Annotated in this window: 27 protein-coding genes; 10 read left to right on the forward strand and 17 right to left on the reverse strand. The window is 72.5% G+C overall.

Features of this window, described 5'->3' with window-relative positions; translation table 11 throughout:
- Window positions 1-67: 67 nt before the first annotated feature.
- Genes AB0N03_RS23350 through AB0N03_RS23360 form a run of 3 tightly spaced genes read right to left on the reverse strand, consistent with a single transcriptional unit; the run spans window position 68 to window position 4,682 of the window.
- Complete coding sequence (locus tag AB0N03_RS23350; protein WP_364375360.1) at window positions 68-1,153, reverse strand: glycosyltransferase family 1 protein; 1,086 nt, start codon at window positions 1,151-1,153, stop codon at window positions 68-70.
- Window positions 1,146-3,716 carry a glycosyltransferase gene (locus tag AB0N03_RS23355; RefSeq protein ID WP_364375363.1) on the reverse strand — a complete coding sequence of 857 codons (2,571 nt, stop codon included), beginning with the start codon at window positions 3,714-3,716 and terminating at the stop codon, window positions 1,146-1,148. Before AB0N03_RS23355 ends, AB0N03_RS23350 begins: the two co-directional genes overlap by 8 nt.
- Before the next feature lie 30 nt (window positions 3,717-3,746).
- Window positions 3,747-4,682, reverse strand: a complete 936-nt coding sequence (locus AB0N03_RS23360; protein ID WP_364375366.1) for a glycosyltransferase family 2 protein — start codon at window positions 4,680-4,682, stop codon at window positions 3,747-3,749.
- Between the two features lie 9 nt (window positions 4,683-4,691).
- On the opposite strand from AB0N03_RS23360, the gene AB0N03_RS23365 reads away from it, so the two are divergent.
- The 3 genes from AB0N03_RS23365 to AB0N03_RS23375 all read left to right on the forward strand — a co-directional run bounded on the left by AB0N03_RS23365 (window position 4,692) and on the right by AB0N03_RS23375 (window position 8,027).
- On the forward strand, window positions 4,692-5,768 hold the full coding sequence (locus AB0N03_RS23365) for a glycosyltransferase family 1 protein (RefSeq protein ID WP_364375369.1): 1,077 nt from the start codon (window positions 4,692-4,694) through the stop codon (window positions 5,766-5,768).
- A gap of 53 nt (window positions 5,769-5,821) precedes the next feature.
- Window positions 5,822-6,970 carry a glycosyltransferase family 1 protein gene (locus tag AB0N03_RS23370; RefSeq protein ID WP_364375372.1) on the forward strand — a complete coding sequence of 383 codons (1,149 nt, stop codon included), beginning with the start codon at window positions 5,822-5,824 and terminating at the stop codon, window positions 6,968-6,970.
- Window positions 6,971-7,166: 196 nt separating this feature from the next.
- Window positions 7,167-8,027: a glycosyltransferase family 2 protein gene (locus tag AB0N03_RS23375; RefSeq protein ID WP_364375375.1), complete on the forward strand. Its 861-nt coding sequence runs from the start codon at window positions 7,167-7,169 to the stop codon at window positions 8,025-8,027.
- Here AB0N03_RS23375 and AB0N03_RS23380 read toward each other — a convergent pair.
- Window positions 8,024-8,509, reverse strand: coding sequence for a hypothetical protein (locus tag AB0N03_RS23380; protein ID WP_364375378.1), 486 nt, complete (start codon window positions 8,507-8,509; stop codon window positions 8,024-8,026). The two genes, AB0N03_RS23375 and AB0N03_RS23380, sit on opposite strands and share 4 nt — an antisense overlap.
- A 141-nt stretch (window positions 8,510-8,650) precedes the next feature.
- Here AB0N03_RS23380 and AB0N03_RS23385 point away from each other — a divergent pair, with 141 nt between their 5' ends.
- Entirely contained in the window at window positions 8,651-9,730 is a 1,080-nt protein-coding gene (locus AB0N03_RS23385; RefSeq protein ID WP_364375381.1) for an NDP-sugar synthase, read from the forward strand.
- A 2-nt stretch (window positions 9,731-9,732) separates the two neighbouring features.
- Window positions 9,733-10,629, forward strand: coding sequence for a DNA-3-methyladenine glycosylase 2 family protein (locus tag AB0N03_RS23390; protein ID WP_364375383.1), 897 nt, complete (start codon window positions 9,733-9,735; stop codon window positions 10,627-10,629).
- A 70-nt stretch (window positions 10,630-10,699) separates the two neighbouring features.
- Here AB0N03_RS23390 and AB0N03_RS23395 read toward each other — a convergent pair whose 3' ends face one another.
- Genes AB0N03_RS23395 through AB0N03_RS23425 form a run of 7 tightly spaced genes read right to left on the reverse strand, consistent with a single transcriptional unit; the run spans window position 10,700 to window position 15,431 of the window.
- Window positions 10,700-10,993: a hypothetical protein gene (locus AB0N03_RS23395; protein ID WP_364375386.1), complete on the reverse strand. Its 294-nt coding sequence runs from the start codon at window positions 10,991-10,993 to the stop codon at window positions 10,700-10,702.
- A 7-nt stretch (window positions 10,994-11,000) separates the two neighbouring features.
- On the reverse strand, window positions 11,001-11,366 hold the full coding sequence (locus AB0N03_RS23400; protein WP_364375389.1) for a GntR family transcriptional regulator: 366 nt from the start codon (window positions 11,364-11,366) through the stop codon (window positions 11,001-11,003).
- Window positions 11,363-11,785 (reverse strand): hypothetical protein, encoded by a 423-nt coding sequence (locus AB0N03_RS23405; RefSeq protein ID WP_364375391.1) that lies wholly within the window; start codon window positions 11,783-11,785, stop codon window positions 11,363-11,365. Before AB0N03_RS23405 ends, AB0N03_RS23400 begins: the two co-directional genes overlap by 4 nt.
- 26 nt (window positions 11,786-11,811) lie before the next feature.
- Entirely contained in the window at window positions 11,812-12,357 is a 546-nt protein-coding gene (locus AB0N03_RS23410; protein WP_364375394.1) for an NUDIX domain-containing protein, read from the reverse strand.
- Complete coding sequence (locus AB0N03_RS23415; protein ID WP_364375397.1) at window positions 12,354-13,757, reverse strand: coenzyme F420-0:L-glutamate ligase; 1,404 nt, start codon at window positions 13,755-13,757, stop codon at window positions 12,354-12,356. Before AB0N03_RS23415 ends, AB0N03_RS23410 begins: the two co-directional genes overlap by 4 nt.
- On the reverse strand, window positions 13,693-14,682 hold the full coding sequence (cofD, locus tag AB0N03_RS23420; RefSeq protein WP_364375400.1) for a 2-phospho-L-lactate transferase: 990 nt from the start codon (window positions 14,680-14,682) through the stop codon (window positions 13,693-13,695). The genes AB0N03_RS23415 and cofD overlap by 65 nt, the downstream gene beginning before the upstream one ends.
- Complete coding sequence (locus AB0N03_RS23425; RefSeq protein ID WP_364375403.1) at window positions 14,679-15,431, reverse strand: GNAT family N-acetyltransferase; 753 nt, start codon at window positions 15,429-15,431, stop codon at window positions 14,679-14,681. The genes cofD and AB0N03_RS23425 overlap by 4 nt, the downstream gene beginning before the upstream one ends.
- Window positions 15,432-15,488: 57 nt before the next feature.
- On the opposite strand from AB0N03_RS23425, the gene AB0N03_RS23430 reads away from it, so the two are divergent.
- The 3 genes from AB0N03_RS23430 to dapC all read left to right on the forward strand — a co-directional run bounded on the left by AB0N03_RS23430 (window position 15,489) and on the right by dapC (window position 17,193).
- A complete protein-coding gene (locus AB0N03_RS23430; RefSeq protein ID WP_364375816.1) occupies window positions 15,489-15,671 on the forward strand; it encodes a hypothetical protein in 183 nt (60 codons plus the stop codon).
- A 113-nt stretch (window positions 15,672-15,784) separates the two neighbouring features.
- Window positions 15,785-16,105, forward strand: coding sequence for a ferredoxin (gene fdxA, locus AB0N03_RS23435; protein ID WP_364375406.1), 321 nt, complete (start codon window positions 15,785-15,787; stop codon window positions 16,103-16,105).
- Window positions 16,102-17,193, forward strand: a complete 1,092-nt coding sequence (gene dapC / locus AB0N03_RS23440) for a succinyldiaminopimelate transaminase (RefSeq protein WP_364375409.1) — start codon at window positions 16,102-16,104, stop codon at window positions 17,191-17,193. The genes fdxA and dapC overlap by 4 nt, the downstream gene beginning before the upstream one ends.
- 4 nt (window positions 17,194-17,197) lie before the next feature.
- Here dapC and AB0N03_RS23445 read toward each other — a convergent pair whose 3' ends face one another.
- Window positions 17,198-18,364, reverse strand: a complete 1,167-nt coding sequence (locus AB0N03_RS23445) for an LLM class flavin-dependent oxidoreductase (RefSeq protein ID WP_364375412.1) — start codon at window positions 18,362-18,364, stop codon at window positions 17,198-17,200.
- A gap of 92 nt (window positions 18,365-18,456) precedes the next feature.
- Window positions 18,457-19,068: a TetR/AcrR family transcriptional regulator gene (locus AB0N03_RS23450; RefSeq protein WP_364375415.1), complete on the reverse strand. Its 612-nt coding sequence runs from the start codon at window positions 19,066-19,068 to the stop codon at window positions 18,457-18,459.
- 81 nt (window positions 19,069-19,149) lie between these two features.
- Here AB0N03_RS23450 and AB0N03_RS23455 point away from each other — a divergent pair, with 81 nt between their 5' ends.
- The gene (locus tag AB0N03_RS23455) at window positions 19,150-20,556 is read left to right on the forward strand and encodes an FAD-dependent monooxygenase (protein WP_364375418.1); all 1,407 of its coding nucleotides are present in this window, start codon (window positions 19,150-19,152) and stop codon (window positions 20,554-20,556) included.
- A 226-nt stretch (window positions 20,557-20,782) separates the two neighbouring features.
- Here the strand turns inward: AB0N03_RS23455 and AB0N03_RS23460 are convergent, their stop codons facing one another.
- The 4 genes from AB0N03_RS23460 to AB0N03_RS23475 all read right to left on the reverse strand — a co-directional run bounded on the left by AB0N03_RS23460 (window position 20,783) and on the right by AB0N03_RS23475 (window position 24,717).
- A complete protein-coding gene (locus tag AB0N03_RS23460) occupies window positions 20,783-22,141 on the reverse strand; it encodes an IS1380 family transposase (protein ID WP_364375421.1) in 1,359 nt (452 codons plus the stop codon).
- 189 nt (window positions 22,142-22,330) lie between these two features.
- Window positions 22,331-23,260 (reverse strand): CHAD domain-containing protein, encoded by a 930-nt coding sequence (locus tag AB0N03_RS23465; RefSeq protein ID WP_364375423.1) that lies wholly within the window; start codon window positions 23,258-23,260, stop codon window positions 22,331-22,333.
- Between the two features lie 28 nt (window positions 23,261-23,288).
- On the reverse strand, window positions 23,289-24,281 hold the full coding sequence (dapD, locus tag AB0N03_RS23470; protein ID WP_364375426.1) for a 2,3,4,5-tetrahydropyridine-2,6-dicarboxylate N-succinyltransferase: 993 nt from the start codon (window positions 24,279-24,281) through the stop codon (window positions 23,289-23,291).
- Window positions 24,282-24,309: 28 nt separating this feature from the next.
- Window positions 24,310-24,717, reverse strand: a complete 408-nt coding sequence (locus AB0N03_RS23475; protein ID WP_364375819.1) for a hypothetical protein — start codon at window positions 24,715-24,717, stop codon at window positions 24,310-24,312.
- Between the two features lie 44 nt (window positions 24,718-24,761).
- On the opposite strand from AB0N03_RS23475, the gene dapE reads away from it, so the two are divergent.
- A complete protein-coding gene (dapE, locus tag AB0N03_RS23480) occupies window positions 24,762-25,832 on the forward strand; it encodes a succinyl-diaminopimelate desuccinylase (RefSeq protein ID WP_364375429.1) in 1,071 nt (356 codons plus the stop codon).
- Window positions 25,833-26,006: the final 174 nt, after the last annotated feature.

A 26,006-nucleotide genomic window follows, 5' to 3' on the forward strand; every position in this document is an offset into this window, starting at 1 on the left:
CGTTCAACGCACCGAAGGGCCCCTTGGGTGCGTTGAACGCAACCAAGGCCACATTGGGGCGCTCTGGTCAGTGCCGGCCTGAAGCCAGCCGGTACGCGCCGACCGTCAGCTCGGCGCACGTCCGCCACGTGAAGTTCGCCGCGTGCGCTCGCCGGGACGCCGACGTTGCCACCGCGTGCGGGTCCGTCACCGCAATCCGCAACGCCTCCGCCAGACCGTCCACGTCGCCGTACGGGACCAGGCTCGCGCAGTCTCCCGCCACCTCGCGCAGCGCCGGGATGTCCGTGCACACCACCGGGACGTCCGAGGCCATCGCCTCCAGCACCGGCAGGCCGAACCCCTCGTCCCGCGACGGCAGCACCAACGCCGACGCGCCCGCCACCACCGTGCGCAGGTCCACATCGGACAGATAGCCTGTCTGCGAGGTCCGGGGCCCGCGGGGGAACGGGCCCGGGCCGGCGAACACCAGGTCCGGCAGATCCGGTGCCGCGTCGTGGGTCCGGGTCAGCCAATCCAGGCCCTTGCGCGGGCCCGCCGCCCCGGCGAACAGCAGGTACCGGGCGGGCAGGCCGAGACGCGCGCGCCGCTCGTCGTCGGGCGGCCGCGCGGTGAACCACGCCGGGTTGACGCCCAGCGGCGTCACCACGATCTTGTCGCGGGAGACGTCCAGGCGCTCCGCCACCGCGTCGGCCACCGCCGAGGTCGGCGTGCAGATCACGTTCGCCCGCCGCGCGCCGCGGCGGACCAGCTCCGGCAGGCCGCGATCGCTCGGGGCCAGCTCCGCCGGGTTGTCGAAGAAGGCCAGGTCGTGGATCGTCACCACGCCCGCCGCGCGGAACCGGCCCGGCAGCACGAAGTTCGTGCCGTGCACGACGTCCGTCGGCCCGGCGAACAGCTCCACCGGCGGGAAGTCCGACCGCGTCCACGCCGCTCGCAGCAGCCGCGCCGCCACCGGTATCCCGCGGGCCCGCGCGCCGTACGGGAGCACGTGCCGCAGCCGCCGCCAGCCGCGCAGCGTGAACGCCACCGCGCGCGTGTCCACCTCGGGGATCGACACCAGCTCTTCGATCAGCGCGGACGTGTACCGGCCGATCCCGGTGCGCGCGCCGAGCAGCGGGGTGCCGTCGAGGAGGACGCTGAGGGACCTAGCCACGCGGTGACCTCCGGGACCGAGCCCCGGACCCCAGCCGGGGGACAAGCCCTCCTGGACCCCCCGACAAGCGCTGGCGCGCGACCTTCACCACGCGGCCGCCGACGCGCCGCGCCAGCTCGCCGGCTCCACCGGCAGCGAGGTACTCCCGGACCAGGTCGACGTCGCGGCGCACCAGCGCGCGGCCGCGCACCGCCGGCGTCGTCACCAGGTCCGCCGACCCGGGCAGCCGGTCGGCCGCCGGGCGCGGGTCGCGGCAGAACTCCACCAGCGGCTTCAGCGCCTCCGGCCAGGTGTAGCGCTGCGCGACGACGGCGATCCGCTCGACGCAGCCCGCGGCGAACTCCTCGTCGTACAAGCACTTTTCGAGCGCCGCGGCCAGCGCGTCGGCGTCCTCGGCCGGGACGACGACGCCCAGCCGTTCCGCCCGCACCAGGTCGGCGAACGAGTCGCCGTCGGTGGTGACGATCGGCAGGCCGGCCCACAGGTAGTCGAGCACCCGGGTGCGGAACGCGAACGTCGTCTCGACGTGCTCGTAGTGCGTCGTGACGCCGCAGTTCGCGTCGAGCAGCCAGTTCTGGCGCTCGTGGTAGGGCACCCACTGCTCGTTGAAGTGGACGTGCTTGCCCGTCAGCCCCAGCGAGTCCGCCAGCCGGATCGTCCGCGTGCCGATGTCCATCTCGGCGACCTCGGGGTTCGGGTGCTTCATGCCGAGGAACACCAGCCGGACGTCGCCGCGGCGACGCCGGAGCGTGTCGATCGCGCGGACCAGCGTCAGCGGGTCGAACCAGCTGTAGACCCCGCCCGCCCAGAGCACGACGTGGTCGGTGCCGCCGAGGCCGAGCGTCGAGCGCAGCCCCGGCCCGGTGCGGACCGGCGCCTGCGGCGACAGTCCGAAGGGGACGACCGCGAGCAGCGACTGCGTCGTCGGGTCGGCGTCGTAGAGCCGGGGGGAGAGCCGGCCGAGCGCGGCCAGGTGGCCGAGCCAGAGGTGCCGCTGCCGCTCGGACGCGCAGAGGAAGAAGTCGCCACGCTCGATCTGGGCGTCCAGGACCCGCGTGACGCCGGCGAGGTCGGCCGCGCGCTTGTCGTCGGCGACGCCCTTGCCCTGCTCCAGCAGCTCCAGGTGCATCGGGTCGTAGAGGTCGGCGACGACGATCTTGCCGCTGTGCTCCTTCTTCAGCGACGGCGCGAGTTCGAGCACGTGCCCCTGCAGGATGACGACGTCGGCCCAGGCGATCGGCGCTTCGAGCTCGCGGTGCTTGCCGGCGCTGACGCGGAACGGCGCGGCCGGCGGTGTCGCGAGGGGGTTGGTGGTGATCAGGTGGACGTCGTGCTCGGCCGCCAGGGCCAGCGCGATGTTCCACGCGCGGATCGCCGGGCCCGCCATCCGCTCGGTGAGGGCGTCGCCGGTGAGCACCAGGATCTTGCGACGCTGCCCGAAAGCCTTTTCGATGCCGAAGGCCTCGACGAGGATGTCGTGCGCGGCGAGGTAGCGCGGCAGCGGGTAGGCGGGCTCCAAAGCCTTGCGCAGCAAGGGAAGCAGGTCGGCGTCGGTGCGGACGCGGGCGGCCTGCTCGACCGCGCGCGACTCGGCCAGCGACGGCAGCTGCTCGACGAACTGGTCGATCGCCAGGATCCCGGCGAGCGTGGTGCGGGGGATCGCGACGTCGCCGGACTCGATCGGGCCGACGCCCTGCTCCAGGTCGAGCTGCGTGGCGTCCAGCTCGCCGCGGGCGGTGGCGCGGCGCACGGCGAGCGCCAGTGCCGCCGGCAGCGCCCGGACCAGGGTCTCGTCGGAGAGGTTCTTGTAGAGCGCGGCGAGGGCGTTGCGCTCCAGGAGGAAGGTCTCGCGGCCGGTCTCCGGCGCGTCGACCGAAGCCATCGTGCCGTGGTGGCGGTGGAACGTCAGCGATTCGGGCACGTACCGGACGCGCCAGCCGCGCAGGTTGAGGCGCCAGCCGAGGTCGACGTCTTCGTAGAACATGAAGAACCGCTCGTCGAAGCCGCCGAGCTCGGCGAACACGGCCGTGCGGACGAACATCGCGGAGCCGGTGCCGAACAGGACGTCCTTCGCGACCTCGTGCTCGGCGGCCGGGACGTCTTTCAGGGGCGAGCCCGCGTGGCGCTTGTAGCCCATGCCGAACCAGGTCAGGCCGCCGTCGACGAAGTCGGTGCCGGTGCCGTCCCAGTCGAGGACCTTGCTGGCGACGGCGGCGACGCGGGGTTGCGCGCGCAGCTCGGCGACGGCGGCGGAGACCCAGCCGGGCGCCGGACGGGCGTCGTTGTTGAGGAAGCCGAGGACAGTGCCCTTCGCGTGCTTCGCGCCGAGGTTGCAGCCGCCGGCGAACCCGGTGTTGCGGCCGGCCTCGACGACGCGGGCCTGGGGGACGGCTTCGCGGATGCGCGCGGCCTCGTCCCGGGAGACGGAGTTGTCGACGCAGATCAGCTCGAGCTCGGGGTAGTCGTGCTCGGCGAGCGCGCGCAGGCAGGTGATCGTGTCGTCGGCGCCGTGGTAGTTGACCACGATCACCGAGACGAGCGGTTGCGGTTCCCCCTGCGCCAAAGCCAGCTCCTTCGTCGGGATGGGGGCAGCTTAAAGGCCAGCCCAAGCTTCCCAGACCGCGCCTCGGCCGAGCGCCGCGCGACGGCCGATCCCGCGGCGGGCCGCGAGCGTCGCGGGCAGCCGCGCGGCCACCTCGGCGAGGACGCGGCAGCGCAGCCCGAACCGGAAGTTCGGCGCGGCCGGACGGCCCGGCCGCAGCGGCAGCACCGCTGTCAACACGGCGAACCTGGCCAGCTGGTTCACCGCGACCCCACGGGGCGCGCAGCGCAGCAGCATGAGCAGCCGGTTGCGCTCGTTCCAGCGGTGGAACAGGGCCGAACCCAGCTCGGTGCTGACGCCGTGGGCGTGCCGGACGCGGGCGTCCGGCGCCGCGACGACGTCCCAGCCGGCCAGCCGCAGCCGCCACGCCGTGTCGGTGTCTTCGTAGTAGCAGAAGAACCCGGCCGGGACGCCGTGCACGCTGTTCAGCGCTTCGGTGCGCAGCAGCGCGGCGCCGCCGCAGAAGGCGAACACCTCGCCCGCGGGCTCGGCGAGGTCGGCGCCGTGGCCGTCGGCGGTCAGCCGGACACCGGCGGACTGCGTGGTGCCGTCGGGCCGCACGAGCCGCGACGTCGCCGCGCCCGCCAGCGGCGCCTTTTCGAGGGTGTCCTCCAGCGTCGCGAGCCAGTCCGGCTCGGGTTCGGCGTCGTCGTTCAGCCACGCCATCAACGGCGTCTCGACGCGCTTCGCCGCGACGGCGAGCGCGCCCGCGTAGCCCGCGTTGCGGGGCAGGCGAATTACTTGCGGATGCGAAGGATGGGCCGCGAGCAGGGCGGCGGTGCCGTCGTCGGAGGCGTTGTCCACCACGAGCGTCCGACGTGGACGCGTCTGCGCGGCGAGCGCGTCGAGGCACGCGGTCACGTGCCCGGCACCCCGCCAGGTCACGACGACCACCGTGGTGGCGGGATTCGCGGTCACGTCCCGCACAATAGCCGCGTGCCCGAACTGGTCGTGCTCGCCGAGCAGCTCCTCGCGCCCGTGCCCGGTGGCACCGGGCGCTACACGGCCGAGCTGCTGCCCGCGCTCGCGAAGACCGCGCCGCCGGGGTGGACGGTGTCCAGCGTGGTCGCGCGGCACGCCGACGTGGGCGCGGCCCGGCTCGAGGGGGTCGAGGGCCCGCGGGTGCTGCGGATCCCGCCGCGGGCGCTGGTCGGCGTCTGGCAGCTGGGGATCCCCTGGTGGCCGGGCGGGGACGCGGTGCACGCGCCGACACCGTTCGCGCCGCCGCGGGCGCCGGCCGGGAAGACGCTGAGCGTCACCGTGCACGACACCGTGCCCTGGACCCACCCCGAGACGCTCACCGCGCGCGGGGTCAGCTGGCACCGGTCGATGATCGCGCGGGCGGCGAGGCGCGCGTCCGGGCTGGTCGTGCCGACGCGGGCGGTCGCCGACGAGCTGGCGGTGCTGATCGACGTCGACGTCCCGGTGCGCGTGATCCCGCACGGCGTGCGGGTGCCTTCGGGTTCGGCGGAGCTGGACCTGCCGCCGGAGTACGTGCTGGCCGTCGGGACGATCGAGCCGCGCAAGGGCATCGACGTGCTGATCGACGCGGTCGCGGCCCTGGACGGCACGGTGCTGGTGCTCGCCGGGCAGACGGGCTGGGGCGGCATCGACCCGGTCGCGCTGGCCCGGGACCGGGGCCTTCCCGCGGACCGGTTGCGGGTGCTGGGGAAGGTGTCGGACGCCGAGCTGGCGACCGCGTTGCGGCGGGCGAGCGTGCTGGCCGTGCCGAGCCTCGCCGAGGGGTTCGGGCTGGGCCTGCTCGAGGCGATGGCGGCGGGGATCCCGGTGGTCCACACCGACGCTCCGGCCCTGGCCGAGGTGGCGGCCGGCGCCGGGATCACGGTGCCGCGCGGCGACTCGGCGGCGTTGGCTTCGGCGTTGCGAGAGGTGCTGAGTTCACCCTCCGTGGCGGCCGAGCTCACCCGTTCGGGGAGAGAGCGGGCACGCACGTTCACCTGGCGCCGGGCCGCGGAAGCCGTCTGGGCCATCCATGTCCGGGCGCGGGCCTGACCGGTTTGCCAGTTCCCCACCATGACGCAGGGTTGCCGCCGTACCCTGCAGGGGTGAGCGATGATCCCCGGGTCCTGATCGACGCGACCGCGGTTCCCGCGGACCGCGGTGGGGTCGGCCGGTACGTGGACTCGCTCGTCGCCGCCCTCGACGCGGACGGGGCACGCATCACCGTCGTGTGCCAGCCCCGGGACCTGCAGCTTTACGATCGGCTGGCGCCGCGCTCGCGCGTCGTGCCCGCTTCGCCGTCGACGACCACCCGCACCGCGCGGCTGACCTGGGAACAAGCGACCTTGCCGCGGCTGGTCCGCCGCCTCGGCGCGGACGTCGTCCACTCGCCGCACTACACGATGCCGCTGGCCACGTCGGCGGCATCGGTCGTCACGCTGCACGACGCGACGTTCTTCACCGACGCCGTGCTGCATTCGTCGGTGAAGGCCCGGTTCTTCCGCGCGTGGACGGCGACGGCGCTGCGGCGCGCGACGCTGTGCGTGGTGCCCTCGGCGGCGACGGCCGCGGAGCTGGCCCGCGTCGGCCCCGTGCGGCACGCTTCGTTGGAAGTCATTCACCACGGCGTCGACACCGAGCGCTTTCACCCACCGTCACCGTCGGAGGTGGCGGCCGCCCGTTCGGCGGTCGGGCTCGGGCGGACGCCGTACGTGGCGTTCCTCGGGGCTCTGGAGCCGCGCAAGAACGTGCCGGCGCTGATCCGCGGGTTCGCCCGGGCGGTGGCCGGGCAGCGCGACGCGCCGGCGTTGGTGCTGGCCGGGCAGCCGGGGTGGGACACGCAGGTCGAGCGGGCCCTGGACGCGGTCCCCCATCGGCTCCGGGTGATCCGGGCCGGATATCTGCCCTTCGGGACACTGGCCGGGTTCCTCGGTGGGGCTTCGCTGGTGGCTTACCCGTCGCTGGGTGAGGGGTTCGGGCTGCCGGTGCTGGAGGCGATGGCGTGCGGCGCCTGCGTGCTGACCACGCGACGGCTGTCGCTGCCGGAGGTCGGCGGCGACGCGGTGGCGTACTGCGGCGTCGGCGCGGGAGACGTGGCCGCGGGTCTGGCGGAGCTGCTGGCCGACCCGGGCCGCCGGTCCGAGCTGGCGACGGCGGCCCAGCAGCGCGCAAAGGAATTTTCCTGGGCGACGACCGCGGAGCGGCATCGAGAGGCGTACGCGAAGGCTTGGTCCCGCCACCTCCGCACCCGCTGACGTGATCGAAGGGTCGACTCGCGTGATTGAAGGGTCGACTCGCGTGATTGAAGGGTCGACACGGCGGGACCCGGCCTCGCGAGGTGTGTCGACTCCCCACTCACGCGTGTCGGCTTCCTGATCACGCGTGTCGGCGTTTCCGTCACCGGTCTCGGGGCGGCGGGGTCGCGTTGGGTGACCGGTGGACAATGGCCGGGTGACTGAGCACTCCCGCTATGGCGACGAAGTCGGCGTCGTTACCGTGACCTACTTCTCCGAGGACACCATCGAGCGTTTCCTCGACACCCTCGAGAAGGCCACCGAGCGCGAGGTCAAGGTGGTCGTCGCGGACAACGCGTCCGTCGATGGTGCCCTCGAGGCGGTCGCGCGGCGGCGGAAGAACGTGCAGCTGCTCAGCATCGGGGAGAACGTCGGCTACGGGACCGCCGCCAACCGCGGTGTCGCCGAGCTGGACGACCGGTACGGCTGGGTCGTCGTCGTCAACCCGGACCTCGAATGGGAGCCGGGGTCGCTCGACGCCCTCCTCGACGCCGCGAGCCGGTGGCCGCGCGGGGGCGCCTTCGGGCCGCTGATCAAGGACCTCGACGGCACCGTCTACCCCTCGGCGCGGCTGCTGCCGTCGTTCGGGCGCGGCATCGGGCACGCCGCCTTCGCGAAGGTCTGGCCGGGCAACCCCTGGACGAAGCAGTACCGCCAGGAGAGCGGCACGCCGGTCGAACGCGCGTCGGGCTGGTTGTCCGGCTCGTGCCAGCTGATCCGGCGGGAGGCGTTCGACTCCGTCGGCGGCTTCGACACGCGCTACTTCATGTACTTCGAGGACGTCGACCTCGGCGACCGGCTGGCGAAGGCCGGCTGGCTGAACGTCTACGCGCCGTCCGCGAGCGTCACCCACGAAGGCGGGCACTCGACGTCACAGGCGTCGAAGAAAATGCTGAAGGCCCACCACGACAGCGCCTACCGGTACCTCGCCGACCGCCACCCGGGGCTGCTCTGGAAGCCCGTGCTGGCCGCGACCAAGCTCGGCCTCGCCGTGCGGCTGAAGCTCGAGACCCGCTAGATCCCGTCGAGCCGGCGCGAAAGGTCGGACCTGCCGTTGTTCTGCGTCACCGTCGGCACCAGGCCGGTGTCCTCCGGGTCGGGCTCCTTCAGCGGGCTCGTGATCGGCTCGGCCTGGGGCCGGCGGGCCAGCGGCGTCGTGACCGGCGTCGTCAACGGGGTCTTCATCGGTGTCGTCGGCGTCGGCGTGCTCAGCGGGGTGGTCGCCTGCGGACGACGTACCCCCGAACCACCGGAAGCCTCCAGGCGCCGGGTCGGCGACGCACCCGCGAGCGGGTGGTCGTTCTCCTCGATCAGCGACGCCGGCAGCTGCGTGGTCGTGTCGGGGTCCTGGCTTCTGTCGAGGCCGTCGATGGCGGCACGCGGTATCTGTTGCGTGTTCGAGGCGTCCATCGGCGAAATGGCACTGTCCGGCGTCACCACGAACACACCGCGCGCCTGGGCTCGTGCGAGCAGGGCGTCCGCCCGATCGCGGGGGTCCATCCCCTCGGCCTCCCGACTGACCCGGGGCCCTCTGGGGAAAGGCCCGCCTGTTTCCTGTCTAGGGTAGGCCCTCCGGGCGACCTCCGTCAGGGTTTCCCGCGGCTTGTCGCTCAGCGGTGCGTGATACAAGAGGAGATTTCCGTGACGTCCGAGGTCGAGATCGACGCCGTCGTGCTGGTCGGGGGCAAGGGCACGCGCCTGCGCCCACTGACCCTTTCGGCGCCGAAGCCGATGCTCCCGACAGCCGGGACGCCCTACCTGAGCCACCTGTTCTCCCGCATCCGCGAGGCCGGGATCCGGCACGTCGTGCTGGGCACGAGCTACCGGGCGGAGGTGTTCGAGGAGTACTTCGGCGACGGCAAGTCGATCGGTCTGGACCTCGAGTACGTCGTCGAGAAGGAGCCGCTCGACACGGCGGGCGCCATCCGCAACGTCTACGACAAGCTGCGCGCCGACCACGTGATCGTCTTCAACGGCGACATCATCTCCGGCTCGGACCTCGGTGAGCTGCTGCGCGTGCACCGCGAGTCCGAGGCCGACGTCACGCTGCACCTGCAGCGCGTGCCCGACCCGAGCCGGTTCGGCTCGGTGCCGACCGACGAGACCGGCCGCGTCCTGGCGTTCCTCGAGAAGACGCCGAACCCGCCGACCGACCAGATCAACGCCGGCTGCTACGTCTTCCGCCGCCCGGTGATCGAGGCCATCCCGACCGGGCGCCGGGTGTCGGTCGAGCGCGAGACGTTCCCGCAGCTGCTGGAGCAGGGCGCGCACATCCAGGGCTTCGTCGACGCGTCGTACTGGCTGGACGTCGGCACGCCGGAGGCGTTCGTCCGCGGGTCGGCCGATCTGGTGCGGGGCGTGGCGCCGACGTCGGCGCTGCCCGGCCGGCCCGGCGACTTCCTGGTGCTCGACGGCGCTTCCGTGGCCGAGGACGCCCAGCTGTCCGGTGGTTCGACCATCGGCGTCGCCGCCGTGGTCGGCTCGGGCGCGAAGATCGACGGCTCGGTGCTCTTCGACGGCGCCGCGGTGTCGGAGGGCGCGATCGTGGAGCGTTCGGTGCTCGGGCACGGCGCGCGCGTCGGCGCCGGCGCGGTGCTGCGCGGGGTCGTGCTGGGCGACGGCGTGTCCGTCGGTGCCGGCTGCGAGCTGCTCGACGGCGCCCGGATCTGGCCCGACGTCGTGCTGCCCGACGGTTCCGTCCGCTTCTCGAGCGACGCGTAGCGATGTTCTGGCGTCCCGCGTTCGAGGTCGACCTGGGCGGTGTCCTGGGTCCGCTCAAGCGCGGGCGCGGGTCGCTCAACATCCTCACCGACGAGCGCGGGATCACGTGGCTCGCGTCGAACACGCCGGACGGCCCGGGCACCCTCGCGCTGCGCAAGCTGACCGACGGCCGCATCGAGGCGGCGGCCTGGGGTGACGGCGCGGACCGGCTGCTCACCGGCGTCCCCGCACTGCTGGGTGCGAACGACGACGACTCCGAGTTCGTCGCGCACCACGACGTCGTCGCGCGCGCCCGGCGGGAGAACCCGGGGCTGCGGCTGGGCGCGACCGGGGTGGTGTGGGACTGGCTGGTGCTCGCGGTGCTGGAGCAGAAGGTGACCGGCAAGGAGGCGATCCGGTCGTGGGCCGAGCTGTGCCGCCGGTTCGGCACGCCGGCGCCCGGGCCGGGGCCGGAGCGGCTGCGCGTGCCGCCGACGCCGGTGGCGCTGCGGTCGCTGCCGGACTGGCACTGGCACCGCGCGGGCGTCGACATCAAGCGCCGCACGGCGTTGCTCAACGCGGCGCGCGTCGCCGGTCACCTGGAGCGGGCGGTGGAGCTGCGGGGCATCGAGGGCCGGCACCTGCTGCGGCACGTGCCGGGCATCGGGGTGTGGACGGCGGCGGAGATCGCGCAGCGCGCGTGGGGCGACCCGGACGCGGTCAGCTTCGGTGACTACAACATCCCGTCGATGGTCGGGAACGCCGTGCTGGGCCTGAAACTCGACGACGCGGGGATGGCGGAGGTCCTGGCGCCGTACGCCCCGCAGCGGCAGCGGGCGGTGCGGTACCTGGAGGCCGCGGGGCACCGGCGGCCGCGCTTCGGCCCGCGCATCGAGCTGCGCGACTACCGCGCGATGTGAGGACTCCCAAGTTCGTGAAGGCCACCTTGAGGAACTTAAAGTTCGTGAAGGTGGCCTTCACGGCATTCGGCTACTGCTGGGGCGGGTAGGGCGGCTGCTGGCCCGGGTAGCCCTGCTGGGGCGGGTAGCCGGGTTGCGCCGGCGGGTAGCCCTGCTGGGGCGGGTAACCGGGTTGCGCCGGCGGATAACCCTGCTGGAGCGGGTAGCCCGGCTGCTGCGGGGGATAGCCCGGCTGCGGGTAGCCGGGGTACTGCTGCGGCGGGTAGGGCGGCGGCTTCGGCTTGTTCACGTTGACCAGGACGACCACCACCGTCACGACCAGCGCGACCGGCACCAGGATGATCAGGAGCATCAGCACGCTCATTCGGCGATCAGCCTTTCCCTTCATCGAGCGCGGCACGGACGATCGCCAGCGCTTCGGCGTCGTCCAGGCCGAGCTTACGGGTGAGGGCCGCGTAACCGGCCGCGGCCTGCTGGGCCCGGCGACGGCTCTGGTCGCCCGAAGCCGCGACGAAGCTGCCCGCCCGGCCGCGCGTCTCGATCAGCCCGGCTTCCTCCAGCTCGCGGTACGCGCGGGCCACCGTGTTCGGGGCGATCCCCAGGTCGGCGGCGAACTGGCGGACCGTGGGCAGCTTCGTGCCGACCGGCAGGCTCCGGTCGTTGATCCGCGTCGCGAGCCCGGACCGGACCTGCTCGAACGGCGGGACCGGCGAACTGCTGTCGAAGGGGATGATCACCAGCTCCGCGGACCCGCTCCCGGGCCCGGCGGCTGCTGTCCGTACGGCCCCTGCGGCGCGTATTGCTGCGGCGGCATCGGTTGCGACGGCGGATACCCCGGCTGCTGCGGCATCGGCTGCGGCGGCGGGAACCCCTGCTGCTGCGGCGCGTAACCCTGCTGTGGCGGATACGGCTGCTGCGGGAACCCCGGCTGCGGCGGCGAGAACCCTTGCTGTGGCGGGAAGTTCGGAGCGGGCGGGAACTGCCCGCTGTTCTTCATCGCCTCTTCGCGGCGCATCTTCGACACCCGCACCGCCACCACGATCACGAACACGATGATCGCCAGGATCAGCAGGCCGACGACGATGTAGCCGAACACACCGTCGCCGCCGCCACCGCCGGAGTGGTAGTGCACCCGCTCGGGGAACTGCGTAGCCATGTGGTCCTCCCTCTCCGCGCCCCAGGCTAGTGCCCGGCACCGACAGGAACGGCCGCTTTCACCAGATCGGCGAGATCTTCCGACCCCACCGGGAGGCCGTCCACGGGCCACCACCGCAGGTCGTCGGACTCGTCGCTGCGCACCGGCTCCGCGCCCGGCGGGGCGTGCACCGCGTACCGGACGTCGAAGTGCCGCGTCGGCACGCCGAGGGAGCACGTGATCGGATGGACCTCCAGGTGCACCGGCTCGGCGGAGATCCGCAGCCCGGACATCCCGGACTCCTCGGTGGCTTCCCGCAGCGCCGCCCCGGCCAGCGAGACGTCGGAAGGTTCGCAGTGCCCGCCCAGCTGCAGCCAGCGGCCGACGCGCGGGTGCAGCGTGAGCAGCACCCGGGTGCCGGTGTGGTCCAGCAGCACCCCGGATGCCGTGAGGTGCCCGGCCGCGCACTCGCGGCGGCAGGCGTCGTCGCGGGCGGCGAGGTACCCGAGGAACGCCTGGCGCAGGGCTTCCTGGCCCCGGTCGGGCGCGGTCCAGGAAGTCAGTGTCGCGACGGCGTCTTCGTGCAGGCTCACAGTTCCAGCAACCCTTCACCCGGCGCGGCCGAGAGGCGCGGCTCCGGCTCGGTGAGCGGGATGCCGATCGCGACCGAGCCCAGCGGCTGCCAGCGTTCATCCAGGCCGAGGACGTCGCGGACGATGCCGGCGGCGAAGATCGTCGAGCCGATCCAGCACGAACCGAGGCCTTCGGCCGCCAGCGCGACCAGCAGGCCCTGCACCGCGGCCCCACCGGCGACGGTGAACATCGTCTTCTCGCAGTCGTTGCGGCGGGCGTCGGGGTAGGTGTGCGCGCCGTCCGGCACCAGGAACGGGATGACGATTTCCGGGGCCCGGTAAAGGATGTCGCCGCGGCTGAGCCGCTTCGCGACCTGCTCCGGGGTGAATTCGTCGCCGGTGAGGTCGGCCTGCCACGATTCGCGCATCGCGTCGAGCAGTTCCTTGCGCTTCGCGCCGTCGCGCAGCCAGACGAACCGCACCGGGTGCGTGTGGTGTGGCGCGGGCGCGGTGAGCGCCGAGCCGACGGCCCGCCGCATCGAGATGGGCGAGACCGGAGCGTCGCTGAACTGCCGCACCGACCGCCGCACCGGCACGGCTTCCCGGCGGCCCTGCGCGATCGCTTCGTTGGTCCCGAGCCGGAAGAGATCCTCTTCGAGGGGCCGGATGAGCGTCCGGGCGTTCGAGCCGTCGTCGAAGATGTCGAGGCCGCGGACGACGGCGGCCGGCGTCCCGCCCAGCTTGCCCTTGACCAGGTCGGCGGCCGAGGCCAGCTCGTCGGCGATCGCGACCTCGGTGACGGCCAGTTCGTTGCCCTGGCCGTCGATCGTCCCCCGGTAGGCGTGCAGGACGCGCAGCCCCGACGCGCCGATCGCGTTGTCGGTCTGCCCGACCCGCCAGGCGCGGCCCATGGTGTCCGTGACGACGACCGCGACCTCGACGCCGAGCCGTTCCCGCAGGCCGTTGCGCAGGGCCAGCGCCGACGCGTCGGGGTCGGCGGGCAGCAGCGCGACCTCGTCACCGGCCACATTGGACGCGTCGATGCCCGACGCCGCCTGCACGATGCCCAGCGGGTTCTGGGTGATCACCGTGCGCGCGATCCGCGCGACGATCCGCACGGCTTCCTGCTTGACGAGTTCGCGGCGCGCGGCGTCCCGGGCCTCGGGGTCGGTCGGCACGCGGACGAGCCTGCCCTCGGCCTTCGAGACGATCTTGCTGGTCACGACCAGGACGTCACCCGAGCGCAGCCAGGGCGCGGCTTGGACGATCGCGCCGGTCAGGTCGTCGCCGGGGCGGAACTCCGGCAGCCCGGTGACGGGCAGGATCTCCAGCTTGGGGGCGGCATGATCATTGGTGCTAGTCAACGGGGGCTCCAGCCAGTTCCAGGGCGGCGCGGGCCATCGCCGCGGTCGCGTCCACATCGGACATCAGCAGCGGGACGTCGCGCACGGTCACGTCCGGCACGTCGGCCGTCTCGCCCTCGGCGATCAGCCAGCCGTCGAGGACGCCGTCAGCCTTGCGTGAGCCGTAGTGCCGGCCCACCGCCTCCGCCGACGTCTCGACGCCGATCGCGGTCAGGCACGCGTCGGCCATGCCGCGCAGCGCCTTGCCGCCGATGATCGGCGACACCCCGACGACGCCCGCGGACGTCTTGCGCAGCGCGTCCCGGACCCCCGGCACGCCCAGCACGGTGCCCACCGAGACCACCGGGTTCGACGGCGCGAACAGCACCGCGTCGGCGCCGGCGATCGCGTCGAGCACACCCGGCGCGGGCTTGGCCTCGTCGGCGCCGACGGCGACGATCGAGTGCGCCTTCGGCTCGGCTCGGTAGCGCACCCACCACTCCTGGAAGTGGACGGCCTTCTGCTGGCCGTCCTGCTCCGGGTCGTCGATGACGACGTGCGTCTCGACGCGGTCGTCCGACATCGGCAGCAGCCGGACGCCGGGCTGCCAGCGGTCGCAGAGGGCTTCGGTCACCGCCGACAGCGGATAGCCCGCGCGCAGCATCCGCGACCGGATCAGGTGGGTGGCGATGTCCTTGTCGCCGAGGCCGAACCAGCTCGGCTCGGCGCCGTAGGCGGCCAGCTCCTCCTTGACGACCCAGGTCTCGCCCGAGTGCCCCCAGCCGCGCTCGGAATCGATCCCGCCGCCCAGCGTGTACATGCAGGTGTCCAGGTCCGGGCAGATCCGCAGGCCGTGCATCCAGACGTCGTCGCCGGTGTTGACCAGCGCCGTCACCTCGTGCGCGGACTCGGAGGCACCTTCCGGTGCCATGCCCAGAGCCGCCTTGACACCCAGCAGGAAGCGGGCCCCGCCCACTCCGCCGACCATTACCACGATCTTCACGACGTCGAATCCTCGCACGAGCCGGGTGCGGGCACCCAGTACCGGTATCTGTGGTGCGGGGCGTAGCCGAGCCCCGCGTAGAGCGCGAGCGCGCCCGAGTTCCCCTCCGCCACCTGCAACACCGCCTGGTCCGCTCCGTGTTCCGCACCCCACGTGTGCAGGGCGCCCATCAGCGCGGACGCGAGCCCGCGGCGGCGGAAGGCCGGGCCGACTTCCAGGCGTCCGACGTGCAGCCAGCCGTCGACCAGGGCCCCGCGGACGACGCCGGCGGTGACGCCGTCGAGCGTCGCGACGCCGTAACCGACCTTCCCACCGGTCAGGACGCTCCGCGCGGCCGGGATGTCCTCGCCGGGCCCGAGCGTGAGCTCCCACCACCCCGGCGTCGGCTCGTCGTGCACCACGACGCCGTCCGCGGCGGATGCACCGGTGAGCGGGGCGGTGAGCACGACGACCTCGTGGCCGCGGTGGTGCCGCGTCGCCTGGAACCAGCCCTCGGCGACGATCGCGCGCTCGTTCGGGCTGTCGCGGATCACCTGCACCATCGGCTGGATCCCCCGATCGTGGGCGAAGTCACACACCGCGCGCAGGGCGTCCGGGACCGGCCGGCCGGCGTCGCCGACGGCGAGTGCGCTGTTCGCGCGGCCGGTGAAGCCGCCCGCCCAGCGCAGCCGCCAATCCTTCAGGGGTTCCTCGACCAGCGGCGGCCATGCTTTGCTGCAGACGATTTCCAGCGCCTCGGGTGCGTTCACGACTAGATTGTGACCGAGGCCGGGAACGGCGCGGAGCGGATTTCCGAGGAGGTGGCCGTGGGCATCCAGCGCAAGGACGAGCGGCACAACGAGAAGCTCGTCGACGAGATCTCCGAGGGGTTCAACCGCGCCGTGGGGGAGAAGAAGCCCGAAAATGAGACAGACGAGGCGCCCAAGCCGCGCTTCGTCATCACCGGCGACGCCCGGGCCACCCCGCCCTCGCGCCGCCGGGAGAGGTGACTATCCGCCATACCCGGAGTATGGCTAAGGCTTGCCTCACCAACCGAACGGGTGGCCGAACCGCGTAGTGTCGGCCACGACTGGCTGTTTGCAGAGAAAAGCAGGAGTGCACAGTGACCTACGTGATCGCCGAGCCCTGCGTCGACTTGCTCGACAAGGCGTGTATCGACGAGTGCCCCGTGGACTGCATCTACGAGGGCGAGCGGATGCTGTACATCCACCCGGACGAGTGCGTCGACTGCGGCGCCTGCGAGCCGGTCTGCCCGGTCGAGGCGATCTACTACGAGGACGACGTCCCGGACAACTGGTCGGACTACACCAAGGCCAACGTCGACTTCTTCGACGAGCTGGGCTCGCCCGGCGGCGCTTCCAAGGTGGGCAAGACCGCGCACGACCCGGCGTTCGTCAAGGCGCTGCCCCCGCAGGGCGAATGAGCCGGGTCGCGCTGCCCGACTTCCCCTGGGATTCGCTCGCCGAGGTCAAGGCCACGGCGAGCGCGCACCCCGGCGGGGTGGTCGACCTCTCCATCGGCACGCCGGTCGACCCGGTCCCGGCCGGCATCCGCGACGCGCTCGCGTCGGTGTCGGAGATCCCCGGCTACCCGACCACGCACGGCATCCCGGCCCTGCGGGCGGCGGCCATCGCCGCCCTCGGCCGCCGGCACGGCGTCACCGGCATCGAGCCGGCCGCGGTGCTCCCGACGATCGGGTCGAAGGAGGCCGTGGCCTGGCTGCCGCGGCTGCTCGGCTTCGGTCCCGGCGACCTCGTGGTCATCCCGGAGCTGGCCTACCCGACCTACGAGGTCGGGGCGCTGCTCGCGGGCGCGTCGATCCTGCGTGCCGACAGCACGGTCGCGCTCGGCCCGCAGAAGCCGGCGATGATCTGGATCAACTCGCCGTCCAACCCGACCGGCAAGGTGCTGCCCGTGGAGCACCTGCGCAAGGTCGTCGAGTGGGCCCGCGAGCGTGACGTCGTGGTGGTCTCCGACGAGTGCTACCTGGCGCTCGGCTGGGAGACGGACCCGCTGTCGGTGCTGCACCCGGACGTCTGCGACGGCCGGATGGACGGCTTGATCGCGGTGCACTCGCTGTCCAAGTCGGCGAACCTGGCCAGCTACCGGGCCGGCTTCCTGACCGGTGACCCGGTTTTGATCGCGCAGCTGCTGGAGATCCGCAAGCACGCGGGCATGATCGTGCCGCGCCCGGTCCAGGAGGCGATGGTCGCCGCCCTGACCGACGACGAGGCCCTCACCGCCCAGCGCGAGCGTTATGCCCGGCGCCGGCTGGCGTTGCGGAAGGCGTTCCAGGACAACGGTTTCCGGATCGACCACTCCGAGGCCGGCCTGTACCTGTGGGCGACCCGGGACGAGCCCGCGGCCGCGACGGTCGAGTGGCTGGCCGACCGCGGGATCCTGGTGGCGCCGGGAACGTTCTACGGCCCCCAGGGCGGTCGGCACGTCCGCGTCGCCTTGACCGCGACGGACGAGCGCGTCGACGCCGCCGTGGAGCGCCTGTCCGCCTGAGCGATCAGCCGGCGAGCCGGATCGGCTTCTTCGTCGCCGCGAAGAGGCCGGGCGCGACGTCCTCGGCCATCGCGGTCGCGGACTCCCAGGCCAGCTCGTGCGGCGTGCCGACGCCGCCGCAGAAGAGCATGAACCGCGAAAGCCCGGCCGCGCGCAGGGCGGTCAGCTTGTCCCGGACCGTCTCGACCGACCCCACCAGGGCGAACGGGTTCTCGAGGTAGGCCTCGGCCGGGGCTTCGAGGACCGCGCGCAGCCCCGTTTCCTCCCGATCGGCCAACGCTTCCAGCGAGCTTTCCCCAGGCGCGGCGCCGGCCAGGCGGGAAAGGTGGCCCGCCGACGTTTCGATGTGCCGGACAAAGCCGTCGCGGACGATTCCCACCGCTTTCCGGTCGGTTTCGGCGATCACCGTGAAGCAGCTCGCCGCGATGTTCGCCATCGTCAGGTCGTGGCCGTTTTCCCGGCCGATTTCCAGGTAGCGGTGCAACCGCGGCAGCATTTTCCCGATGCTCGTGGGCGCCATGCCGCCGGCCGCGGGCGTGATGTTCAGGCCGGTGAACACGCCCCAGCCGCGCCGGGCCGCGGCGGCCAGGGAGCCGTCGCTGGTCGCCGCCACCCACAGCGGCACGCGGGGCTGCGCCGGCCGCGGCCACGCGGTGACCTTCGCGGTCTCGACGCCGGGGACGAACGCGGCGGTGGCCGGGGTGAGGTCGGCCCGGGCGACGGGGTGGTCGTAGCCGTTGAGCACGCCGTCGATGAGGTCGATCGCGTGCTCGTGGGCGGCGCGGTCGCCGTGCCGGCCGAGGCCCACCTCGAGCCGTCCGCCGGAGAGCACGTCGATCATGGCGAACTGCTCGGCGAGCTGGACCGGGTGGTGCAGCAGCGGCAGGTTGACGCCGGAAAGGATCCGCGCGCGGCTGGTCCGGGCGGCGATCGCGGCCATCAGGATGTTCGGGTGCGGGCACGGCGAAGACGGCCCGAAGTGCTCCGGCAGGCTGACGGCGGCGTAGCCCAGCCGTTCCGCTTCTTCGCAGTGCGAGAGGTAGCTTTCGTAGAGCCGGACGCCGAGCGCGGGGTCCCATTCTTCGGGCGCGCGCGATCCCGGCGGGCTGTAGGTCAGGTTGTCCCAGTAGACGAACTTGACGATTTCCGGGTTTTCGCCGAGAGCGTTCATGCCGCGGATTCCCCTCGATTCACGGAAGCGGATTTCCTCCCATTGTCCGGACCGCGCCGGATCGGTCATCCTCCGTCGTGCCCCGAACGCGGTCAGTAGTCCCGGCCCGTGAAGCCCCGGTAGACGAACCGGGTGAGCGCCTCGATCGCCTCTTCGTCGGTCGGCGGCGTCCACCCGGCGGGGGCCGGGTCGAGCAGCCACATCTGGGCGAAGCTGTCCACCAGCTGGTACATCATCGCGATCGACAGCTCCGTGCTCGCCGGCAGCCGCATGCCGGCCGCCGTCACGTGCGCCAGGTGGCCGTACAGGTCCGCCGACTGGGTCGCGCCGAAGCTCGCCAGCGTCCGGCCGAACGCGTCGTTGACCATCGCCGCCTGGCGCAGCGCCTGCATCGTCGACGCGTGTTCCTGGTAGAAGTCCCAGTACTGGGCCACGTGCCAGCGCACCGCCGCCGGGTCGCTGAAGTCCGACAGGTGCCCCTCGGTCAGCGCGCTCTCGTCGCCGGACGCCGCGATGTCGGCCAGGAGCGCTTCGAGCAGCTCCTCCTTGCCCGCGAAGTGGTTGTAGAACGACCCCGCGGCCCGGCCCGCCTCGGCGGTGATGTCGGTGATCTTCGTGTTCAGGTAGCCCTTGCGCGCGAACACGCGCCGGGCCGCCGCCTTCAGCGCTGTCTCGGTCTCGGCGGCCTTCTCCTTGCGGTTCACCGGCACCTCCCTTGACGCAGGACGCTAGCAGTGTCATTCTGAATCCAGATTCACTGAATTTCAATTCACTGGGAGGACGAGATGGACACACGGGTGCTGATCGCGGGGGCGGGGCCGACCGGGCTGACGCTGGCCATCGAGCTGGCGCGGCGCGATGTCGCCGTGCGGATCATCGACCAGGCGGAGACGCACTTCCTCGGCTCGCGCGGCGACGGGCTCCAGCCGCGGACGCTGGAGGTCTTCGAGGACCTCGGCGTGCTCGACGCGGTGCTCGCCGCCGGGGCCGCGCCGGTGCCGATGAAGATCCACGTCGGCGGCGAGGTGGTCGGCGAGCGGATGATGTTCGACCCGGTCGAGCCGACGCCGGACAAGCCGTACCCGACCGGCTGCTTCCTCGGCCAGTCGCAGACCGAGGGCATCCTGCGCGACCGGCTGGCGGAGTTCGGCGTCCACGTCGAGCTGGCGACCGCCTTGACCGGCTTCGAGCAGGACGCCGACGGCGTCACGGCCACGCTGAGCACGGGCGAGACGGTCCGCGCCGAGTACCTGGTCGGCGCCGACGGCGGCAAGAGCGTCGTCCGCAAGACGCTGGGGATCGCGTTCGAGGGCACCACCGACGAGTCGATCCGGATGCTGCTCGGTGACGTCCACGCCGAGGGCCTCGACCGCGGCTTCGGGCACTGGTTCGGCGCGCCGGACGACCCGATGCGCGGCATGATGTTCAGCCCGCTGCCGGGCACGCCGTGGTTCCAGTTCGGCTCGCCGCTCGGCGACGGCGACCTGGAGGCCGAGACGGCGCTGCCCGCCGTCCAGGCCCGGCTCGACGCGCTCACCGGCGGCCGGATCACGCTGTCCGACCTGGCCTGGTCGACGGTGTGGCGGCCGAACGTCCGGCTGGCGGCCCGGTTCCGCGACGGCAGGGTCTTCCTGGCCGGCGACGCCGCGCACGTCCACCCGCCGACCGGCGGCCAGGGCCTGAACACCGGCGTCCAGGACGGCTACAACCTGGGCTGGAAGCTCGCGGACGGCTCACCCGAGCTGCTCGACAGCTACGAGCCCGAGCGGCGGACGAACGCGGCGCGCGTGCTCGGGATCTCGACGGAGCTGATGCAGAAGTACGTCGACGGCGACGAGGACGCGCACAAGCGCGGCGAGGACTTCCACCAGCTGGACATCAGCTACCGCGGCGGCCCGCTGTCCCCGGCCGGCACGGGCGCGCTGCAGCCGGGCGACCGTGCCCCGGACGCGCCCCTGGCCGACGCGAACGGCAAGCGCGTGCGGCTGTTCGAGCTGTTCGCCGGCCCGCACGCGACTTCGCTGACTTTCGGCGACGGGCCTTCGGAGGGGTACCGGATCCTGCCTGCGGGCAGCGTCGCGACGGGCACGGACCTGGTCGACGAGGGAGGCCACGCGTACGCGGCGTACGACGTGAAGCCGGGGGCGCGGGTGCTGGTCCGGCCGGACGGTTACGTCTGGTCGATGAGCTGACCGCGTGCCCGCCCACGCCGCACCCGGCGGCCGGCCAGGACGCCGATCGGGGCTCGGGACGGCCGAAATGCCATGAACGACCCTTTCATGGCTTCTGACCTGGATCCACCGATGTGAATTCGGGTGATCTTGCCCAGGGCTTGTTGATCTTGTTGGTGGTTGCGGGCGTGCTGGACCGTGCTGGCCGCTCCAGCGTGTCCACGTGTTCTCCGGTCGTTGGGGCAGGTCAGAAGGTTGGCGGTGGTCCTGCGGTGGTGGTGAACAGGCCGTGCCAGCTATCGCGTTGCGGCCAGTTCTGCGGGAGCCGCAGGGTGAGGGTGCGGGCGGTGCGGGTGACCCGCGCCGGGACGGCGATCAGCTGGCGGCGGAGGGTGCCGGTGCGGGCCCGGGCATGGAACCGGCTGGTCAGGACACCGAGGGCGCGCAGCAGGTTGTGGGTCAGGGCGGCCAGGGTGAGCCAGGCGGCGTTGGCGTGAAACTGCCCGGACGGGAAATGCGCCAGGGCGGAGTTGTTGAGGTCGGCGAAGACCGCCTCGATGGTCCCGGCCCGGCCGCGGTGCTGCTGTTCGGCGGCGACGGTGTCCAGGCCGGTGTCGGTGAAGACGGCCTGATAACGCCAGACGGGAAACAGTTCACCCTGTTCGGTGCGGGTGTCGATGCGGTAGCGGCGCACGATCAGCCGGGCGGTGATGGGTCCTTCGGGGTGTTCGGTGGGGTTGGTGAAGGCGGTGTAGCTGGTCTCGGCGACCTGCGCGGTGTGGATCCAGGTCTGGGTGTCTTCGTCGAAGACGGGGGTGGCGTAGGTGATCGGGGTCCAGTCGTGCTCGTCGATGCCGGCGATCACGGCGTGCAGGCCGGGGTGCTGGCGCAGGGTGATCGAGAATCGGGCTCCGGCGTCGGTGATGGCGTGGATCAGGGAGCAGACGTAGTAGCCGGAGTCGCCGCGCACCAGCAGGTTCCCGGTGGCGCCGCAGCCCCGGGCGGTCCGCAGTGCCTGCCGGAGAAACGAGGTGGCGTTGCGGCGGGTGTCGGCTTGGCCGCCGCGTAGCCGGGTCGCGAGGATCACCGGGGCCGCGATCGGGGTGGCCAGGGTGGCGGCGAGGAAGTTGTAGCCCCGGACGTGGGTGTAGCCGTAGTTCGCGCCGACTTTCCGCCGTCCGTGGACACGGGTGATTTTGGAGTCCAGGTCCACGATCGCGTAGTCGCCGATGCCGGGCAGCAACCGATCCTCGCTGTGGTGGGCGAGGCGGGTCAGGACCTGCGCGGTGAGCGCTTCCAGTGCGCCGGCGTGGCCGATGTCGAATCCGCGCAGGAACGTCCCGAGTGTGGAGGGGGCCCGGATGCCGGTGAACACCCGGTCCATCGCGCCGGTCCGCAGCACATCCAGATCGTTGATGCTGTCCGCGCCGGTGGCCATCCCGGCTATCAGGGACAGCAGTTTGGCGTCCGGGTTGGCCCCGGCGGGGCCGGGGATCCGGATCCGTTCGGTGGCGAGGTCGGCGAAGCCGATGTTCTCGGTCAGCCGCAGCAGCGGCAGCAGCCCGGCGTGGGACACGACACTCTGATCGTCGAACCTGGCCCTCACCTTGGCTCGGGTATGGGATGCTCGCATCTAGTAGATGCCCTCTCACTCAGGTTGTTTGTTCCCTAGACAAGAACAATCATCCCAGGTCAGAGGGCATCTGCGTGTCTACGACATGCCACCGACCAGCACATTCACCGGTGGATCCAGGTCTGACGCGATGAACGACTCGTTCATGACGTCGGCCTTGGGTCAGGCGTGCAGGGCGCGGGCGGCGTCGTCGACCGCCGCCCAGTAGACGCGCCAGGTTGCGCGGGCCTCGGCGCGGCGGCCCAGCTCGCGCTCGGCGATCCGGCCGGCGACGAAGCCGACTTCGCCGTCCGCCGTCGCCAGCACCGTGCGCATCCGCTCGGCCGCGAGCACCGCGTCCTGGTGGTCGCCGAGCACGGTCTGGAAGTCCCGCGTCGCCTTGATCAGCTTCTTGATCCGCTTGGCCCGCTTCTTCTTCGCCGACGTCTGGGCCAGCTCGGCGGCGTACCGGAGCTTCTTGCCGTGGATGCGCAGGGCGTGCAGGTCGACGTCCGGCGGGTCGGCGGGCAGCGCGCGGACGGCCTTGGCGAGCTTGCGGTGCGGCTTCGCCAGCCCGGTCACCAAGTCGTGCGGCTCGTCGGGCACCGCGGCCGACGACCGGGTCAGCAAGCTGACCTCACGCAGCAGCGTCGAGTAGCGCGTACTGGACAGCGCCTTGGTCAACCGCCGCTTCGCCGCCGCGCGCTCGGTGACGAATCCGGAGACCAGCCGGCGCCCGGCGGGCTGGTCACGGACCTCGAAGTCGGCGATGACCTCGCGCAGGTGCCCGATGAGGACGTCGTAGTCCCGCACCTCGCCGAGCGACTGGCCGAGCCAGCCCAGCTCGGCACGCACCGGCTCGGCGCCGTCCCCGACCAGCGTGCCCGACAGCTTCAGCACGCTGCGCATGCGCCGCAGCGCGACGCGCATCTGGTGCAGGTCCTCGGGGTCGGCGCCGGAACGCGTGCCGGCTTCGTACGCGAGCAGGGCCCGGATCTCCCGGTCGAGCTTGGCGCGCACGTGGTGGACCGCCGGATCCGCCGGGCGCGCCTCGACCGGCAGCTCCGGCAAGCCCAGCTCGGCCGGGGTGCGAGGCAACGATTCGGTGGTCACCTCATGAATAATAAGTGAATTCCGGCGCTCAGTCGTTCGCGTGCAGGATCGAGTTCAGCTCGACGCCGGAGCCGGTCCGCGGCACGACCTCGACCGCGCCGCTGGCCGAGTTGCGGCGGAAGACCGCGCCCGAGACGCCGTTGAGCTCGCGGGCCTTGACGACCTTGCCGTCGACGACGACCTTCGTCCCCGCCGTGACGTACAGCCCGGCCTCGACGACCGTGTCGTCGCCCAGCGAGATCCCGACGCCGCCGTTCGCGCCGATCAGGCAGCGCTCGCCCAGCGAGATCGTCTCCTTGCCGCCGCCCGAGAGCGTGCCCATGATCGACGCGCCGCCGCCGACGTCCGAGCCGTCGCCGACGACGACGCCGGCCGAGATCCGGCCCTCGACCATCGACGCGCCGAGCGTGCCGGCGTTGAAGTTCACGAAGCCCTCGTGCATCACGGTCGTGCCGGCGGCCAGGTGCGCGCCGAGCCGGACGCGGTCCGCGTCGCCGATCCGGACGCCGGCCGGCAGGACGTAGTCGACCATCCGCGGGAACTTGTCGACGCTGTAGACGGTGACCGCGCCGCGCGAGCGCAGCCGCAGCCGCGTCGTCTCGAAGCCCTCGACCGGGCACGGGCCGTGGTTGGTCCACACGACGTTGGCCAGCAGACCGAAGATGCCGTCGATGTTCTGGCCGTGCGGGCGGACCAGCCGGTGCGAGAGCAGGTGCAGCCGCAGGTACATGTCGTGCGTGTCCGCCGGGGCGTCGGCGAGCTTGCCGATCGTGGTGCGGACGGCGACGACCTCGACCCCGCGGTCGGTGTCCGGGCCGAGCAGCGCCGCGGCGGCCTCACCGAGCAGCTCGGTGGCCTCTTCCGTGCTCAGGCGCTCGGTGCCTTCGGTGCCGGCAGTGTCGTTCTCGATCAGCTTCGGGTGCGGGTACCAGGTGTCGAGGACCGTCCCGTCGGTCGCGACGGTGGCCAGCCCGACGCCGCCGGCGCCGGTCGTTTCGGGGTTGGGGCTCTGCTCGCTCACGGCTCTCACCGTAGTCGAGTGACGCCGGTCAACCCGTCGTGGGCCGGGCGTCGACCTGCTTCTTCAGGCCGGAAAGAGCGGCGGCGACGTCGACCAGCGCCTGCGTGCAGGGGCCGCCCGCGTCGGGCACGGTCGTGCACCCCGCGCCGCGGAACGCCTTGACCGCCGTGTCCAGCTTGTCGGCTTCGGCGACCAGCTGCGGGTCGCGGTCGTCCGCGCGCTTGCGGGCCGTGCCCGGGACGTTGGCGACCTCCGTGACGTACTTCTCGCAGCCCTTCGGCAGCTGGGTGCGCGGGCTCGCGTAGCACAGGTCGGCGGTCAGCGCGTCCAGCTTCGTCGGGAGCGCGTCCGGCCCGGGTTCGCCGCCCTGCTTGGGGGTCGGGCCGGCTTCGTTTCCGCAGCCGGACAGGACCAGGACCAGCAACGTGCCGCCCACGGCGACCGGGAACCTACGCACACCCCCACGGTAGCGTGCCGGGCATGAGCCTCGACCTGCACGCCGACCCCGTCGACCTGACCGCCGCGCTCGTGGACGTCTTCAGCGTCTCGGGCAGCGAGGCCGAGCTGGCGACGCTCGTGCAGGAAGCGCTCGAGAAGCAGGCGCCGCACCTCGAGGTGATCCGCAACGGCGACGCCGTCCTCGCGCGCACGAACCTCGGCCGCGCGTCGCGGGTCGTGCTCGCCGGGCACCTGGACACCGTGCCGGAAAACGGCAACCTGCCTTCGCGGCGCGAGGGATCCGGCGCCGACGAGATCCTGCACGGTCTCGGCACGGTCGACATGAAGAGCGGCGACGCGGTGTTCCTGCACCTCGCCGCGACGCTGCCGGAGCCGAAGCACGACATCACCTTCGTCTTCTACGACAACGAAGAGGTCGAAGCGGTCAAGAACGGCCTCGGCCGGATCGAGCGCGAGCTGCCGGAGTGGCTGGCCGGCGACCTGGCGATCGTCGGCGAGCCGTCGAACGGGGTGATCGAGGCGGGCTGCCAGGGCACGATGCGCGTCGAGCTGCGCCTGTCCGGGAAGCGCGCGCACACCGCGCGGGCGTGGATGGGGGAGAACGCGATCCACGCGCTGGCCGAGCCCCTGCGGCGGCTGGCGGAGTACGCGCCTCGGGTCGTGGACATCGACGGGCTCACCTACCGCGAAGGACTGCAGGCGACGTCGATCAGCGGTGGCGTGGCGGGCAACGTGGTCCCGGACGCGGCGGTGCTGACGGTGAACCACCGCTTCGCCCCGGACCGCGACCCGGCGGCCGCCGAGCGTCACCTGCGCGAGGTGTTCGACGGCCACGAACTGTCCGTTGTGGACCTTTCGCCGGGAGCCCTCCCGGGCCTGTCCGCCCCGGCGGCGGCGGAGCTGGTGGCGGCGGCCGGCGGGCGGGCGGCGGCGAAACTGGGATGGACGGACGTCGCGCGCTTCGCGGCGCTGGGGATGCCGGCGGTGAACTTCGGCCCGGGCAACCCGACGCTGGCGCACACGAAGCAGGAGAACGTCCACACGGCGGAGATCCGCCAGGTGACCGAGGTGCTGCGCAAGTTCCTCAGCTGAGCGGGCCCCCAGCGCCCCAATGTGGCCTTCGGTGCGTTGAACGCACCGAAGGCCGCCTTGGGTGCGTTCAACGCAACCAAGGCCACATTGGGGCGCAGTGGCGACCGTCACACTCGCGTGTGCTGAGCTGCGGTGACACCCTGGTGCGCGAACCGCCGGCCGGACGGTGCAACT

Origin of the sequence: Amycolatopsis sp. NPDC051061 (assembly GCF_040682935.1) — a bacterium.
Taxonomy (GTDB): domain Bacteria; phylum Actinomycetota; class Actinomycetes; order Mycobacteriales; family Pseudonocardiaceae; genus Amycolatopsis.